At 67.5% G+C, this 14,237-nt stretch carries 14 protein-coding genes and 1 pseudogene; 10 read left to right on the plus strand and 5 right to left on the minus strand.

Annotated features, from left to right (window positions below):
* Positions 1–44 precede the first annotated feature (44 nt).
* The 7 genes from rpsP to ACSDHM_RS04410 all read left to right on the plus strand — a co-directional run bounded on the left by rpsP (position 45) and on the right by ACSDHM_RS04410 (position 3,607).
* Entirely contained in the window at positions 45–305 is a 261-nt protein-coding gene (rpsP, locus tag ACSDHM_RS04380) for a 30S ribosomal protein S16 (RefSeq protein WP_005415733.1), read from the plus strand.
* 44 nt (positions 306–349) lie between these two features.
* Entirely contained in the window at positions 350–862 is a 513-nt protein-coding gene (gene rimM, locus ACSDHM_RS04385; protein WP_005415734.1) for a ribosome maturation factor RimM, read from the plus strand.
* A gap of 8 nt (positions 863–870) precedes the next feature.
* Positions 871–1,629, plus strand: a complete 759-nt coding sequence (trmD, locus tag ACSDHM_RS04390; RefSeq protein WP_005415735.1) for a tRNA (guanosine(37)-N1)-methyltransferase TrmD — start codon at positions 871–873, stop codon at positions 1,627–1,629.
* Positions 1,630–1,783: 154 nt separating this feature from the next.
* The gene (gene rplS, locus ACSDHM_RS04395) at positions 1,784–2,185 is read left to right on the plus strand and encodes a 50S ribosomal protein L19 (RefSeq protein WP_005415736.1); all 402 of its coding nucleotides are present in this window, start codon (positions 1,784–1,786) and stop codon (positions 2,183–2,185) included.
* A gap of 82 nt (positions 2,186–2,267) precedes the next feature.
* Positions 2,268–2,648: a DUF6404 family protein gene (locus ACSDHM_RS04400; RefSeq protein WP_072166884.1), complete on the plus strand. Its 381-nt coding sequence runs from the start codon at positions 2,268–2,270 to the stop codon at positions 2,646–2,648.
* Positions 2,649–2,726: 78 nt separating this feature from the next.
* Positions 2,727–3,161, plus strand: coding sequence for a DUF1801 domain-containing protein (locus ACSDHM_RS04405; RefSeq protein ID WP_227836634.1), 435 nt, complete (start codon positions 2,727–2,729; stop codon positions 3,159–3,161).
* Positions 3,162–3,199: 38 nt separating this feature from the next.
* A complete protein-coding gene (locus tag ACSDHM_RS04410; RefSeq protein WP_072166882.1) occupies positions 3,200–3,607 on the plus strand; it encodes a DUF1801 domain-containing protein in 408 nt (135 codons plus the stop codon).
* A 68-nt stretch (positions 3,608–3,675) separates the two neighbouring features.
* Here ACSDHM_RS04410 and ACSDHM_RS04415 read toward each other — a convergent pair whose 3' ends face one another.
* A complete protein-coding gene (locus ACSDHM_RS04415) occupies positions 3,676–5,148 on the minus strand; it encodes an MATE family efflux transporter (RefSeq protein WP_151355313.1) in 1,473 nt (490 codons plus the stop codon).
* A gap of 62 nt (positions 5,149–5,210) precedes the next feature.
* Between ACSDHM_RS04415 and ACSDHM_RS04420 the strand changes: the two genes are divergently transcribed.
* Together ACSDHM_RS04420 and ACSDHM_RS04425 are read left to right on the plus strand one after the other, a co-directional pair.
* Positions 5,211–5,450, plus strand: a complete 240-nt coding sequence (locus tag ACSDHM_RS04420; RefSeq protein ID WP_439426686.1) for a hypothetical protein — start codon at positions 5,211–5,213, stop codon at positions 5,448–5,450.
* 9 nt (positions 5,451–5,459) lie between these two features.
* Positions 5,460–5,867 (plus strand): RNA-binding S4 domain-containing protein, encoded by a 408-nt coding sequence (locus ACSDHM_RS04425; RefSeq protein WP_005415742.1) that lies wholly within the window; start codon positions 5,460–5,462, stop codon positions 5,865–5,867.
* A 219-nt stretch (positions 5,868–6,086) separates the two neighbouring features.
* On the opposite strand, the gene katG is transcribed toward ACSDHM_RS04425, so the two are convergent.
* The 4 genes and pseudogenes from katG to ACSDHM_RS04445 form a co-directional block, all read right to left on the minus strand.
* Positions 6,087–8,324, minus strand: coding sequence for a catalase/peroxidase HPI (gene katG / locus ACSDHM_RS04430; protein WP_439426687.1), 2,238 nt, complete (start codon positions 8,322–8,324; stop codon positions 6,087–6,089).
* A 147-nt stretch (positions 8,325–8,471) separates the two neighbouring features.
* Entirely contained in the window at positions 8,472–9,071 is a 600-nt protein-coding gene (locus ACSDHM_RS04435; protein WP_061479156.1) for a DUF937 domain-containing protein, read from the minus strand.
* Between the two features lie 206 nt (positions 9,072–9,277).
* A complete protein-coding gene (mutS, locus tag ACSDHM_RS04440) occupies positions 9,278–11,869 on the minus strand; it encodes a DNA mismatch repair protein MutS (protein ID WP_072166879.1) in 2,592 nt (863 codons plus the stop codon).
* A gap of 131 nt (positions 11,870–12,000) precedes the next feature.
* Positions 12,001–12,111, minus strand: a pseudogene (locus tag ACSDHM_RS04445) (ribonuclease inhibitor); the annotation flags it as partial.
* Positions 12,112–12,548: 437 nt separating this feature from the next.
* Between ACSDHM_RS04445 and ACSDHM_RS04450 the strand changes: the two are divergent.
* The gene (locus ACSDHM_RS04450) at positions 12,549–14,237 is read left to right on the plus strand and encodes a ShlB/FhaC/HecB family hemolysin secretion/activation protein (protein ID WP_439426688.1); all 1,689 of its coding nucleotides are present in this window, start codon (positions 12,549–12,551) and stop codon (positions 14,235–14,237) included.

The raw sequence follows: 14,237 nt of genomic DNA on the forward strand, positions 1-14,237 counted from the left end.
CGCTTACCTCGCCATCCTGGCGACTGGGCAATAGGAAAAACACCATGGTCAAGATCCGACTGACCCGCGGCGGCGCCAAGAAGCGTCCGTTCTACCACATCATCGTCACCGACGTGCGCAGCGCGCGCGACGGCCGCAACATCGAGCGCGTTGGCTTCTACAACCCGGTCGCCCAGGGCGCCGAGAAGCGCATCGAGCTGGACCTGGCCCGCGTTGACCATTGGGTCAAGAACGGCGCCCAGCCGACCGACAAGGTCCGCAACCTGATCAAGGAAGCGACCAAGTCCCAGGCCGCTGCGGCCTGATCCTGACGGGCCACGCTTCGGCGTGGCCCTCTTGGTTGACGCAGATGAAAGATATCGAGCGCCGCATCCTGCTGGGCAGGGTTGTCGGCGCTTTTGGTGTGCGCGGCGAAATCAAGCTCGAGTCCTGGACCGAGCCTCGTTCCGCCATTTTCCGTTACCAGCCGTGGATCGTGCGCAGCCCGTCCGGCGTGGAAACCACGGTTGAGGGTGTACGCGGCCGCGACAGCGGCAAGCACCTGGTGGCCCGTTTTCCCGGGGTCGAGGATCGCGATGTGGTCGAAGCGATGCGCGGCACCGAGATCTACGTGGCCCGCAGTGCCCTGCCGCCGCCGAAGCCCGATGAGTATTACTGGGTGGACCTGGAAGGCCTGGATGTGAAGACCACCGAGGGCGTTGCCCTGGGCCAGGTCTCGCATCTGTTCAGCACCGGCGCCAATGACGTGGTGGTGGTCCGGGGTGATCGCGAGCGGATGATTCCGTTCGTGCAGCCGGACTTCGTCAAATCCGTCGATTTCGAGGCCAACCTGATCGTGGTCGACTGGGACCCCGAGTTCTGAGTGTGAGCATGCGTTTCGACGTCATCACCCTGTTTCCCGAGTTCCTCGCCCAGTCCGCTGGACTGGGCGTGGTCGGGCGCGCGCAGGAGAAGGGACTGTTCAGCCTGCATGGCTGGAACCCCCGTGATTACGCCGAAGGCAACTACCGCCGGGTGGACGACCGTCCGTTCGGTGGTGGCCCGGGCATGGTGATGCTGATCGAGCCGCTGCAGGCCTGCCTGCAGGCGATCCGAGAGGCCGATCCCACCCCGGCGCGGGTGATCTACCTCAGCCCGCAGGGCGCGCCGTTGACCCAGGCCAAGGTGCGGGAACTGGCGGCGCTGCCGCGCATGGTCCTGCTCTGTGGCCGCTACGAGGGCATCGACGAGCGTTTCCTGGAGGCCAATGTCGACGAGGAAATCTCCCTCGGCGACTACGTGCTGTCCGGGGGCGAGCTGGGCGCGGCGGTGATCATCGACGCCGTGGCCCGCCTGCAGGACGGTGCCCTGAACGATGCGGAGTCGGCGGCGCAGGACAGCTTCGAGGGCGACCTCGGTCTGCTCGACTGCCCGCATTACAGCCAGCCGGCCCAGCACCCGCTGGGGGACGTGCCGGAGGTTCTGCGCTCGGGCAACCACGCTGCCATCGCCGCCTGGCGCCGCCAGCAGTCGCTGCTCCGGACCGCCCAGCGGCGCCCGGACCTGCTGGATGAACAGGCACTGGGCAAGGCCGACCGCAAACTGCTGGAGCAGGGCCGCCAGGCCCGGAACCAGAAGGCCAGCCCCTAGCGCAGGGCTGGCTTTATCGGCTATCATGGCCAATTCCCGCCAGCCCCGGTTGGCGCGCGCAGTACCCAAAACAAACGTGCAGCACAGTCCGGTGACTGCATGAGCCCACGTTGTCGATATGACACGCCCACCCGAACAAGAATCGGTGTAACCCATGAGCAAGCTGAACAAGTCCATCGTCGCGGAATTCGAATCCGCCCAGATCACCCGTGAACTGCCGAAGTTCAGCCAGGGCGACACCGTTGTCGTCAACGTGAAGGTGAAGGAAGGCAGCCGCGAGCGCGTGCAGGCCTACGAAGGCGTCGTCATCGCCACCAAGAATGCCGGCCTGAACTCCTCGTTCACCGTCCGCAAGATCTCGCACGGCTACGGCGTCGAGCGCGTTTTCCAGACCCACAGCGCCATCATCGACTCGGTCGAAGTGAAGCGTCGTGGTAAGGTCCGCGCCGGCAAGCTGTACTACCTGCGTGGCCTGGAAGGCAAGGCTGCCCGCATCAAGGAAGACCTGGCTGCCGCTGCTGCCGCCAAGGCTGCCCGTCTGGCCGACAAGGCCTGATAAACAACTTCGGTTGTTGCCGCGACGGCCACCTTCGGGTGGCCGTTTGCGTTTCCGGCATCGCATCGGCCACGATCAGGTGATGAGCGACATCAACCCGCGCTATCCTGCCGTGATCCAGTCGGCGCTGCGCTTCCTGGACGGCCAGGGGCTGGCGCGCGTGCAGTCGGCACCGCTGCTGCATCGCCTGCTGTGGCGCCTGGGCATTGCACTGCCGCCGCCGATCCTGGCCGGATTTGCTACCAACGCGTTGGTGCAGGGCCTGCTGTTCGGGCTGTTCTGGACCGCGCTGATGTGGCTGATGCTGTGGCAGGGCAGCGAGCGCCCGCTGGCGCTGTTGCTGGTGGCCGGCCTGTCGGCTGGCGTGCTGTTCGGCATGGTGATGGCGGCGCTGATGCGCTCGCTGCGCCGCCACCGCAAGCTGCCGGACTGGCGACGGTTCCGCGCACGGCAGGCAGACTGAGCCGATGGCGCACTGCGCCGTGACCACACGGCGGGCCCGCGCTAGGCTGCAGCTTCATCCCGATGCCCGTGCCGTGCGATGCCTGCCAAGCGAACCGCACCTTCCACTGCGCCCACGCTGCTGTCCGGTGGCAACCCGCAGATCGCCAAGGGCGAGGGCGATGCGCCGGTGCAGGCATACATCGCCGCCATGCCGGACTGGAAACGTGCGATCGGCGCGCGACTGGATGCATTGATCGAGCAGGCCGTACCTGGCGTGCACAAGGCGGTGAAGTGGAACTCGCCGATGTATGCGGTTGCGCCGGGCGAAGGGTGGTTTCTCAGCTTCCATTGCTTCACCCGCTACATCAAGGTGGCGTTCTTCCGCGGCGCGGCACTGGCGCCAGTGCCGCCCGAGCCGTCCAGGAGCGCCAATACGCGTTACCTGCACATCTTCGAAGATGCCCCGTTGGATAAAACGCAGTTCCGCGACTGGGTGCGCCAGGCCGCCGCGTTGCCCGGCGAGCGCATGTAACCCCGACGTTCCGATTCCCTTCCCGACGAGAGCCGCTGATGGTCACGCATGCACCGAACCCTGCCGATGCCGGAACACCGGCCGCTGAACTGATCGACGCGCGCATCGCCGAACTGGGTGACTGGCGCGGCGAAACACTGGCACGCGTGCGCGCCTTGATCCATGAAGCCCTGCCCGACGTGCAGGAGACCTGGAAGTGGCGCGGCACGCCGGTGTGGGAGCAGGACGGCATCCTGTGCACCGGCGAAACCTACAGGCAGGCGGTGAAACTGACCTTCGCCCACGGCGCGGCGCTGCCGGACCCGAAGGGCCTGTTCAATGCCAGCCTGGACGGCAACACCCGGCGCGCGATCGATATCCATCAAGGCGCGATGCCGGATGCCGCTACGTTCAAGGCGCTGCTGCGCGCGGCGGCGACGTTCAACGCGGCGAAGAAGAAGCGCTGACCGTCTTCTGTAGAGCCGAGCCCATGCTCGGCTGACAGGCCTGTGCGGACCAACGGTCCGCACCCACCTCAACGTGGCGGCGCTGGCTCCAGTGCCGCATCCGGGTCGGCCACCGGCGAGGGTGGGCAGGCGGGAATCTCCGAGGGCGTGGCCAGCGCTTCGGCATGCGAGGGCTTGCCCATCATCTTCGCCTTGCGCCAGCCACCCCAGCGGTAATACGCCAGCGACAGCAGCATCGACACCAGCGAGCTGACCGGGAAGCTCCACCAGATCGCATCGGCGCCCCAGTAAGGCTGCAGCAGTTCGGCGAACGGCACGCGCACGCCCCACAGCGAGCCGGCCAGGATCAGCAGCGGCGGAATCACCGCGCCGGTGGAGCGCACCACGCCGGAGATCACGAAGCTGACGCCGAAGAACAGGAACGAGCCGATCACTACGTGGTTGAGGTGGCGCGCGATCTCCAGCGCCTGGCTGGCCGGTGGCAGGAACAGCGCCAGCAGCTGGCGATCGAACACCACCAGCGGCAGGATCAACGCGCCGGTCAGCAGGAAGTTGAACAGCACGCCTTGGCGCGCGGTGCCGCGCACGCGGTCCCAGCGCTGCGCCCCCACGTTCTGTGCGGCCATCGAAGAGCACGCTGCACCGATCGCCATCGCTGGCATCTGCAGGTAGTTCCACAGTTGCAGGGCAGCGCCGTAGCCCGCGCCGGTGTCGGTCCCGTACTGGTTGACCATGGTCATCAGCAGGATCACCGACAGCGAGATCAGCACCATCTGCAGGCCCATCGGCACGCCCTTGACCACCAGCGCCTTGAGGATGGTCATGTCGAGCTTGAACAGGCGCATGTCGGCGCGGCCCAGCCACAGGGTGTGGCGCTTGTGCCGCATGTACAGCAGCAGGCCGGCCAGCGACAGCGTCTGCGCGACCAGCGTGGCCCACGCCGAGCCGGCGATACCCAGCGCAGGGAACGGCCCCATGCCGAAGATCAGTACCGGGTTCAGCACGATGTCCAGCGCCACCGACACCATCAGGAAACGGAATGGCGTGCGCGAATCACCGGCACCGCGCAGCGCGGCGGTGAGGAAGGCGAACGCGTACAGCGTCGGCATCGCCAGGAAGATGATCTGCAGGTAGGCCTCGGCCAATGGCAGCGAAGCGGCCGGCGTGCCCATCGCCGCCAGCAGCGGATGGGCCATGAACCAGCCGGCGAGGGCGATGATCACCGACAGGCCGATGAAGAAGGTGGCGCTGGTGCCGACCACGCGCCGCGCCTGCGCGATGTCGCGCGCGCCGATCGCCTGGCCGATCAGGATGGTGGAGGCCATGCCGAAACCGAACACCGAGCCGATCAGGAAGAACATGATGTTGTTGGCGTTCGCGGTGGCGGTCAGTGCCGCCTCGCCCAGGAAGCGCCCGACCCAGACCGCGTTCACCGAACCGTTCAGCGACTGCGCGATGTTGCCCGCCAGGATCGGCAGGGAGAACAACAGGAGATTGCGCCCGATCGGGCCGGAGGTCAGGTCAAGCGGCGCTTTGGCCATGGAGTGGTGATCGAATCCCGGGAGGCGCACACTAGCACCAAGCCAGTTTGCGGGATGTGGCAATGCATCAACGACTGCAGGTGGAGCGGAGGTTGGCGCTGGCCTTGATCGGCGCTGTATTGGCCGCATGTTCGATGGACGACCGGCTGGGTGATACCCAGATCCGGCCAACCGACCGTCCCGAGTGCCTGGTCGGCAGCCAGCGCCAGGACCTGGCCTCCGGGATGCGGCCATTGATCGGCGGCACCGGCTGCCGCGCCGACCCGGACAACCCGCGTCCCCTCAACAAGCCACTGGAGTAGCCTGCCCCCATGCCCGAGCTTTCCCCGCTGTCACCCAGTGTCCGCCTGGACATCTGGTTGTGGGCGGCCCGTTTCTTCAAGACCCGCAGCCTGGCCAAGCAGGCGATCGAGACCGGCAAGGTCAGCGTTGCCGGGCAGCGTCCGAAATCCTCACGCGCGGTGCGCGTGGGCGAGCAGCTTCAGGTCGACCGTGGTGAAGAGCATTTCGAGGTCCAGGTGCTCGGCCTGAGCGATCAGCGCGGGCCCGCAGCGACGGCGCAGCAGCTGTATGCCGAGAGCGAGGCCTCCAAGGCACGTCGTGCCGAACAGCGTGCGCTGCGCATCGCCGCGCGTGACGGGTTCCAGCCGCCGGAGCACAAGCCGGACAAGCGCGCACGCCGGTTGATCCGCGCGCTGGGGGACATCGACGCGCTGTGACGCAGCCCCGGCGTTCGCCGGCGACATCACCTTCCGGGATACGCCGCAGCGCGGTGGCAGCGGCTTCAACGAGAGCTCGCCGGACCGTGCCTGCGTCCAGGCGCTGCGGGACGCCAGCCGAAATGGCGTACTGCTGCGGAGAGCATGCGAACCGACGCTTCGCACCCGGTGGAGCGCGCCGGTAGCGCCGGGCCATGCCCGGCGACTACCCCGATCGCCTCAACCGTGCAGGTCGTAGCGGTCCAGTTCCATCACCCGCGTCCAGGCGGCGATGAAATCCTGTACGAACTTCTTCTCGCCATCGGCGCTGGCATAGACCTCGGCCAATGCGCGCAGCACCGCGTTTGAGCCGAACACCAGGTCGGCGCGGGTACCGGTCCAGCGCACAGCGCCGTCGGTGCGGCCACGGCCTTCGTAGCTTTCGCGGCCGGTGGCCTTCCACTGCGTACCCATGTCCAGCAGGTTGACGAAGAAGTCGTTGCTGAGCGTGCCTGGGCGCGTGGTGAACACGCCGTGCTTGCCACCATCGGCATTGGCACCGAGCACGCGCAGGCCGCCGACCAGCACGGTCATCTCCGGCGCGGTCAGCGTAAGCAGCTGCGCCTTGTCGATCAGCAGCGCCTCCCCGGGCACGCTGTAGGCGCCCTTCAGGTAATTGCGGAAGCCATCGGCGACCGGCTCGAGCACCGCGAACGATTCGACGTCGGTCTGTTCCTGGCTGGCATCGGTACGGCCCGGGGTGAACGGCACGCTGACCTCATGGCCACCGGCCTTGGCCGCCTGTTCGACACCTACGCCACCGGCCAGCACGATCAGGTCGGCCAGTGACACGTGCTTGCCGCCGGCATTGAAGCTGGCCTGCACCTTTTCCAGCGCGGCCAGCACCTTGGCCAGCTGCTGCGGCTGGTTCACCTCCCAGTCCTTCTGCGGCGCCAGGCGGATGCGCGCACCGTTGGCGCCGCCGCGCTTGTCCGAACCACGGAAGGTCGAAGCCGACGCCCATGCGGTGGACACCAGCTCGGCGACGCTCAGGCCCGCTGCGGCGATCTGCTGCTTCAGCGCGGCGATGTCCTTGGCGTCGATCAGCGGGTGCTGTGCTTCCGGCAGCGGGTCCTGCCAGATGAACTGTTCGGCCGGAATTTCCGGGCCGAGGTAACGTGCGCGCGGGCCCATGTCGCGGTGGGTCAGCTTGAACCAGGCGCGGGCGAAGGCATCGGCGAAGGCCTGGGGCTCGGCGAGGAACCGGCGCGAGATCTTCTCGTAGGCCGGATCCATGCGCAGCGACAGGTCGGTGGTGAGCATGGTGGGGCGGTGCTTCTTCGACGGGTCGTGCGCGTCGGGAATCACCGCTTCGGCGTTCTTGGCCACCCACTGGTGGGCACCGGCCGGGCTCTTGCTCAGCTCCCATTCGTTGCCGAACAGGATTTCGAAGAAATCGTGGCTCCACTGCGCCGGGGTGCGCGTCCAGGTCACTTCCAGGCCGCTGGTGATGGCGTCGCCGCCCTTGCCGCTGCGGAAGCTGCTGGCCCAGCCCAGGCCCTGGTTTTCCAGCCCGGCGGCTTCCGGTTCCTTGCCGACGTTGTCGGCCGGGCCGGCACCGTGGGTTTTGCCGAAGCTGTGGCCGCCGGCGATAAGCGCGACGGTTTCCTCGTCGTCCATGGCCATGCGGCCGAACGTATCGCGGATGTCATGCGCGGCCAGCACCGGATCCGGGTTGCCATCCGGCCCCTCCGGATTGACGTAGATCAGGCCCATCTGCACTGCGGCCAGCGGGTTTTCCAGCGTGCGCGAGTGCACGTCGCCGTCGGCATCGTCATCGGATACGAGCACGCCATGGTTCTCTTCAACGCCTTCCGAGCCATGCTTGTAGCGCACGTCACCGCCCAGCCAGGTGGTTTCGCGGCCCCAGTACACATCCTGGTCCGGCTCCCAGGTATCGGGGCGGCCGCCGGCAAAGCCCAGGGTCTTGAACCCCATCGATTCCAGCGCGACGTTACCGGTGAGGATGAGCAGGTCGGCCCAGGAAATGGCCTGGCCGTACTTCTGCTTGATCGGCCACAGCAGGCGCCGGGCCTTGTCCAGGCTGACATTGTCCGGCCAGCTGTTGAGCGGTGCGAAGCGCTGCTGGCCACGACCGCCGCCGCCGCGGCCGTCGCCGATGCGATAGGTGCCGGCACTGTGCCAGGCCATGCGGATGAACAGGCCACCGTAGTGCCCGAAGTCGGCCGGCCACCAGTCCTGCGAATCGGTCATCAGCGCCTTCAGGTCCGCCTTCAGCGCGGCGTAGTCCAGCCCCTTGAAGGCCTTGGCGTAATCGAAGCCGGCATCGAGCGGATTGGAGCGCGCCGAATGCTGGTTGAGCAGGTCCACGCGCAACTGGTTCGGCCACCAGTCGCGGTTGGTCGTCGCGTCGCCGACGACGGCATGGTTGAACGGGCACTTCGCTTCGCTTTTCATGGGTCTCTACCTGTGGACTGGCGAAAGGTGGAATCGGGGGAGGCCTGACCACGATAGGTGGCGCCTACCAATGGGTAAATTCGATTGATTCAACCGATGCGATAGTGGTGAACTATGGAGCCGTCCGACTAGGACGGTCGTGTCCGATCAACGCTTCAGCAGACCCGCGCCCAGCTTCATCAAGTCACTGGCTCCGAACTGGCCGTCGCCGTCCTGGTCCAGGACGCCGCCGAGCAGGTTGCCGATGCCGCCGGACTGCTGCGTTTCCTGGCCCAATGCCTGGCTCAGCTGGCCTGCGTTGCCACCCTGGGCGAAGCGCTGGGCCAGGAAGGACATGACGATGGGGGCGAGGATTGCCAGCAGCTTGCCCGAAGTGCCGCTGTCGAGACCGGTCTTCTGCCCGAGCAGTTGTGCCGCCTGCGGTTGCTGGCCACCGAACACGTGGCCGAGGATGCCGGCGCCATCGGTGGCGCCGCTGCCGCCCCCGCCCATCACCGCGCCCAGGATCCCGCCCAGGTCGAAACCGCCGCCACCGCTGTGGTCGCGCTGCAACGCGTTGAGCAGCGACTGCGCGCCCTGCGGCTCACTGGCGTTCTGCCCCATCGCGCCGAGCAGCAGGGGCAGGGCGCTGCCGACGGCCTGGGCGGTCTGGCTGCTGTCCAGGCCGAGTTGCTGGGACACCTGCTGCAGGCCCTGGCCCTGCTGCAGCTGCTGGAAGAGGGATGCAGCGAGCGATTCGGTGTTCATGGCAGTCTCTGTTCTGTGAAGGAAGGACGGCCCGAGCATAACGCTGCGTGCACTACGGGAATGCGAAGGCAGCCGAGCATGGGCCCGGCTCTACAGACAGAGCGCGACGGGGTCGTTGTGGAGCCGAGCATGGGCTCGGCTCTACAGGCAGGGCGTGAGTTGTAGAGCCCTGCCCGCGCTCGGCCCAGGCCTGCCAGCGGGCGCGGTTACAGCAGCGTCTTCAACCGGTACAGCGCCTCAAGCGCCTGCTTCGGCGTCAACTCGTCCGGGTCGATCGCCGCCAGCGCTTCCTGCGCCTTGCTGGACGGCGCGCTGAACAGGCCGAACTGCTGCGGTGCATCCAGTGCCTGCGGTGCCAGTTCGGCCGCGTGGCTTTCACCGCCGCGCTGTTCCAGCTCGGCCAGGCGGCGACGCGCCTGCGCCACAGTAGCCCGCGGCAGGCCGGCCAGTGCCGCCACCTGCAGGCCGAAGCTGCGGTTGGCCGGGCCATCCTTCACCGCGTGCATGAACACCAGCGCTTCACCGTGCTCGACTGCATCCAGGTGCACGTTGGCAATGCCGCTGCGGCCGCCCTCGTGTTGTTCGTCGGCCAGCGCGGTCAGCTCGAAGTAGTGGGTCGCGAACAGCGTATAGCAGCGGTTCTGGTAGGCCAGGTGACGTGCGACCGCATCGGCCAGCGCCAGGCCGTCGTAGGTAGAGGTGCCGCGGCCGATCTCGTCCATCAGCACCAGCGAATGGGCGGTGGCGTGATGCAGGATGTAGCTGGTCTCGGCCATCTCGACCATGAAGGTCGACTGCCCGCGGGCGAGGTCGTCACCGGCGCCGATGCGGGTCAGGATGCGGTCGATCGGGCCGATCACCGCGCGGCTGGCCGGCACGAAACTGCCGATATGGGCCAGCAGCACGATCAGCGCGTTCTGCCGCATGTAGGTCGATTTACCGCCCATGTTCGGGCCGGTGATGACCAGCATGCGACGGTCGGGATGCAGGTCCAGGTCGTTCGGTTCGAACGGCTGCTCACGCACCGCTTCGACCACCGGATGGCGGCCACGCTCGATCTTCAGGCACGGTGCCGTTTCCAGTTCCGGCCGCGACCAGTCCAGCGCCTGCGCGCGCTCGGCGAAGGCGGCCAGCACGTCCAGTTCGCTCAGCGCAGCGGCGCACTGCTTCAACGGTTCCAGCTGTTCGCCGAGGGTGTCCAGCAGCTGCTCGTACAGGTATTTCTCGCGCGACAACGAACGGTCGCGCGCGGACAGCACCTTGTCTTCGAACGCCTTCAGTTCTTCGGTGATGTAGCGCTCGGCATTGGTCAGCGTCTGGCGGCGGGTGTAGTGCACCGGCGCACGGTCGGACTGGCCCTTGCTGATCTCGATGTAGTAGCCATGCACGCGGTTGTAGCCCACCTTCAGGGTGGGAATGCCGCTGCTTTCGCGTTCGCGCTGTTCCAGATCGACCAGGAACTGGTCAGCATGGGTGGACAGGCGGCGCAGCTCGTCCAGCTCTTCATCGAAGCCGTCGGCCAGCACGCCGCCGTCGCTCAGCTTCAGTGGCGGCATTTCGGCAATGGCGCTGGCCAGCAGCTGCGCGCACGCGTCATGCTCGCCCAGCGCGGCGTGCAGGGCCTGCAGGCGCGGCGAATCCAGCGGCGCCAGCACCTCGCGCACGGCGGGCAGCAAGCCCAGGCCATCGCGCAGGGTGGAGAAATCGCGCGGGCGCGCCGAGCGCAGCGCGACGCGGGTGAGGATGCGTTCCAGGTCGCCCAGGCGGCGGAACTGTTCGCGGATATCGGCGTCGCTGCCGCGGTCGATCAGGGTTTCCACCGCATGGTGACGCTGTACCAGAACCTCGCGCAGGCGCAGTGGGCGGTGCAGCCAGCGCCGCAGCAGGCGGCCGCCCATCGGCGTCACCGTGCTGTCGAGCACGCCCAGCAGGGTATTACGGGTATCGCCGTCGACGCGCGTGTCCAGTTCCAGGTGGCGACGGGTGGCGGCGTTCATCGCGATCGCCTCGCCAGCGGTTTCCATCGCGATCGAGGTCAGGTGCGGCAGGCGCTGCTTCTGGGTCTCCTCGACATAGCCGAGCAGGGCACCTGCGGCAGCGGTCGCGCGCGGCTTGTCATCGATGCCGAAGCCGCTCAGGTCATGCAGCTTGAAGAAGTTCAGCAGCTGGCGGCGGCCGCTGTCGGCGTCGAACAACCAGGGGGCGCGACGGCGCACGCCGGTGCGCTGGCGCAGGAATTCCGGCCAGTTTTCTTCGTCGGGCACCAGCAGCTCGGCCGGCTCCAGTCGGGCCAGTTCGGCTTCCAGGGCGTCGTCGGTTTCCACTTCGTTGACCAGGAAGCGGCCACCGGCCAGGTCGGCCCAGGCCAGGCCGTAGCCCTGCTTCGTGCGCGACAGCGCCATCAGCAGGGTGTCACGGCGCTCGTCCAGCAGCGCTTCGTCGGTGACGGTTCCGGGGGTGACGATGCGCACCACCTTGCGTTCGACCAGGCCCTTGGCCAGCGCCGGGTCACCGATCTGCTCGCAGATCGCCACTGACTCGCCCAGCGCCACCAGCCTTGCCAGGTAGCCCTCGTAGGCATGCACCGGCACGCCGGCCATCGGAATCGGTGCGCCGCCGGAGCTGCCACGCTGGGTCAGGGTGATGTCGAGCAGGCGCGCGGCCTTGCGCGCATCGTCGTAGAACAGCTCGTAGAAGTCGCCCATGCGGAAGAACAGCAGCAGGTCCGGGTACTCGGACTTGGCTGCGAAGAACTGCTTCATCAGCGGGGTATGTTCGGCGGACTTGTCTTTGGACATGGGACTCGTGGATCAGGGCATCCGGCCGCGCCGGAGGGCAGCGGCAGCGGAGCGCGTACAGGGCCGTCCATGGTAACTGCTGGGGCGCAGGGCTGCCGCCACCGGTGGCAGGCCGGTACGGCACGGAAAGGGCTCGGCCCGAGCTGCCACGCCTCGCCAGCCATGAACACGCGGTTGATCTCCGCGTACAGGCTGGCGATGTCATCGATGGCGGCGCCTTCAATCTGTAGGACGATGGTCATGCGCCGACTGTAGCGTGACCCGCGCGCAGGGCGTGTGCGGCTGAACGGAATCGCTTTGCGGGCGTGGGCCGTGCACCGCATACTTCGCGGCTGCACTTCGCTGCACGGCTGTCGTGCAGCAGCATGCGCCGCTTTGCAGGCACGAGGCGAACGCTCGTTCCGCAACCTGCCAGCGCTTTGCCGCGAGCCTTTGCACCGGGCTGACGCGCGCCCTCCGGAAATTCATCCTTCAGAAACTCCCGCGCCGGCCGATCTGTACTCCGGCATTGCGCCTGTCGCGCGATGCCGTGGCTGTCCATGGTGGCGCAGCCTCGGTTCACGTTCCTGCAGCACCGCGGCTGGCACCGCGGGCGCTGGCAGAACGATTTCGAATGGAACGTAGCGTGGAAACAGGGAAGAAGCACCCGGGGCCGAGGCTCCATCGTGGTTGGTCATTGATGCTCGCCGTTGCCGCATGGCCGGCGACCGCCCAGCAGGCCGGTGATCCCGCCGCGCAGGAACTGCTGCGGCAGCAGGAGCGCGAACGCGTGCTGCGCGAGCAGCAGGAACAACGCCCCGACGTCCGCCTGGAGCGGGACGCGCAGAAGGAGGGCGACCGCCTGCCGGCGCGGGAGCACCCGTGCGTACGCATCGATCGCATCGTGCTGGAAGGCGAAGGCAGCCAGCGCTTCGGCTGGGCACTGGCGGCGGCCGACCCGACGGACGATCCGGCCACTGGCCGTTGCCTGGGAACCGAAGGCATCAACGTGGTGATGAAGCGTGTGCAGAACGCGATCATCGCCCGTGGCTATGTCACCACGCGCGTGCTGTCGGCACCGCAGGACCTCAACCAGGGCACGCTGGCGTTGTCGGTGGTGCCGGGCCGGTTCCGCGAGGCCGTGTTCTCCGATCCGCAGGGACGGCATCCGGTCCTCGCCAATGCACTGCCGATCCGCAGCGGCGGCCTGCTCAACCTGCGTGACATCGAGCAGGGCCTGGAGAACCTGCAGCGCGTGCCCACCGTCAGCGCCGACATCAAGATCGCGCCGGCCGACGGCGAGGGCGCGGCGCCGGGCCAGAGCGACCTGCAGATCGACTGGACGCAGCGCTCGCCGGTGCGCGCCAGCGTCACCCTGGACGATGCCGGCAGCCGCGGCACCGGCAAGCTGCAGGCCAACGCGACGCTGTCGCTGGACAATCCGCTGGGCCTGAACGAGCTGTTCTACGTCAGTGCGGGCCGTGGCGTGTTCAACGGCCGCGGCAAGGACACCGACAGCTGGACCGCGCACTACGACGTGCCCTACGGCTACTGGCTGTTCGGTGCTACTGCCAGCGCCTACGACTACAGCCAGAACGTGGTCGGCGCCTTTGAACGCTATGAGTACAGCGGCCGCAGCCGCAACGCCGAAGCGCGGGTGGACCGGCTGCTGCTGCGCAATGCCAAGGTCAAGTTCAGTGCCTACGCACGCGGCTGGCAGCGCGAGTCGAAGAACTACATCGACGATACCGAGATCGAAGTGCAGCGCCGCCGCACCGCTGGCTGGGAACTGGGCCTGACCCACAAGCAGTTCATCGGCACTGCCACGCTCGATGCCAGCGTGGCCTACCGGCGTGGCACGGGCGCCTTCCACGCACTGCGTTCGCCGGAAGAGATGGCGCAGTTGTGGGACCCGACGTTGCCGCTGGAAGGCACCTCGCGGATGAAGCTGATCACCGCCGACGCGCAGTTCAGCGTGCCGTTCCAGCTGGGCAGGCAGCGCCTGCGCTACACCGCCGCATGGCGGGCGCAGTGGAACCGCACACCGCTCTCGCCACAGGATCGCTTCGCCATCGGTGGCCGCTATACCGTGCGCGGTTTCGACGGTGAAAGTTCGCTCAGTGGCGAGCGTGGCTGGTCGCTGCGCAACGATCTTTCGCTCGGTATCGGGGGCGGCCAGGAGTTCTACGTGGCTGCCGACTACGGCCGCATTGGCGGCCCATCCGCGCAGTGGCAGTCCGGCCATGACCTGGCCGGCATGGCACTGGGCCTGCGCGGCGGCTGGCAGCAGCTTTCCTGGGATGGCTTCGTGGGTTCGGCGCTGCACAAACCCGCCCATTTCCCCGCCGACTACACCACATTCGGCTTCAGCCTGGCCTGGCGCTACTGA

It is taken from the genome of Stenotrophomonas sp. T8, from assembly GCF_051853085.1.
Classification (GTDB): domain Bacteria; phylum Pseudomonadota; class Gammaproteobacteria; order Xanthomonadales; family Xanthomonadaceae; genus Stenotrophomonas; species Stenotrophomonas sepilia.

What these genes read in the sequence shown, in the direction of transcription:
- ACSDHM_RS04405 (WP_227836634.1), top strand. Translation starts at nt 2,727, where the DNA reads ATGCCTGCCAAGCGAACCGCACCTTCCACTGCGCCCACGCTGCTGTCC.
- rimM (WP_005415734.1), top strand. Translation starts at nt 350, where the DNA reads ATGAAAGATATCGAGCGCCGCATCCTGCTGGGCAGGGTTGTCGGCGCT.
- ACSDHM_RS04425 (WP_005415742.1), top strand. Translation starts at nt 5,460, where the DNA reads ATGCCCGAGCTTTCCCCGCTGTCACCCAGTGTCCGCCTGGACATCTGG.
- ACSDHM_RS04420 (WP_439426686.1), top strand. Translation starts at nt 5,211, where the DNA reads ATGCATCAACGACTGCAGGTGGAGCGGAGGTTGGCGCTGGCCTTGATC.
- ACSDHM_RS04415 (WP_151355313.1), bottom strand. Translation starts at nt 5,148, where the DNA reads ATGGCCAAAGCGCCGCTTGACCTGACCTCCGGCCCGATCGGGCGCAAT.
- rplS (WP_005415736.1), top strand. Translation starts at nt 1,784, where the DNA reads ATGAGCAAGCTGAACAAGTCCATCGTCGCGGAATTCGAATCCGCCCAG.
- ACSDHM_RS04435 (WP_061479156.1), bottom strand. Translation starts at nt 9,071, where the DNA reads ATGAACACCGAATCGCTCGCTGCATCCCTCTTCCAGCAGCTGCAGCAG.
- trmD (WP_005415735.1), top strand. Translation starts at nt 871, where the DNA reads ATGCGTTTCGACGTCATCACCCTGTTTCCCGAGTTCCTCGCCCAGTCC.
- ACSDHM_RS04450 (WP_439426688.1), top strand. Translation starts at nt 12,549, where the DNA reads ATGCTCGCCGTTGCCGCATGGCCGGCGACCGCCCAGCAGGCCGGTGAT.
- rpsP (WP_005415733.1), top strand. Translation starts at nt 45, where the DNA reads ATGGTCAAGATCCGACTGACCCGCGGCGGCGCCAAGAAGCGTCCGTTC.
- mutS (WP_072166879.1), bottom strand. Translation starts at nt 11,869, where the DNA reads ATGTCCAAAGACAAGTCCGCCGAACATACCCCGCTGATGAAGCAGTTC.
- ACSDHM_RS04400 (WP_072166884.1), top strand. Translation starts at nt 2,268, where the DNA reads ATGAGCGACATCAACCCGCGCTATCCTGCCGTGATCCAGTCGGCGCTG.
- katG (WP_439426687.1), bottom strand. Translation starts at nt 8,324, where the DNA reads ATGAAAAGCGAAGCGAAGTGCCCGTTCAACCATGCCGTCGTCGGCGAC.
- ACSDHM_RS04410 (WP_072166882.1), top strand. Translation starts at nt 3,200, where the DNA reads ATGGTCACGCATGCACCGAACCCTGCCGATGCCGGAACACCGGCCGCT.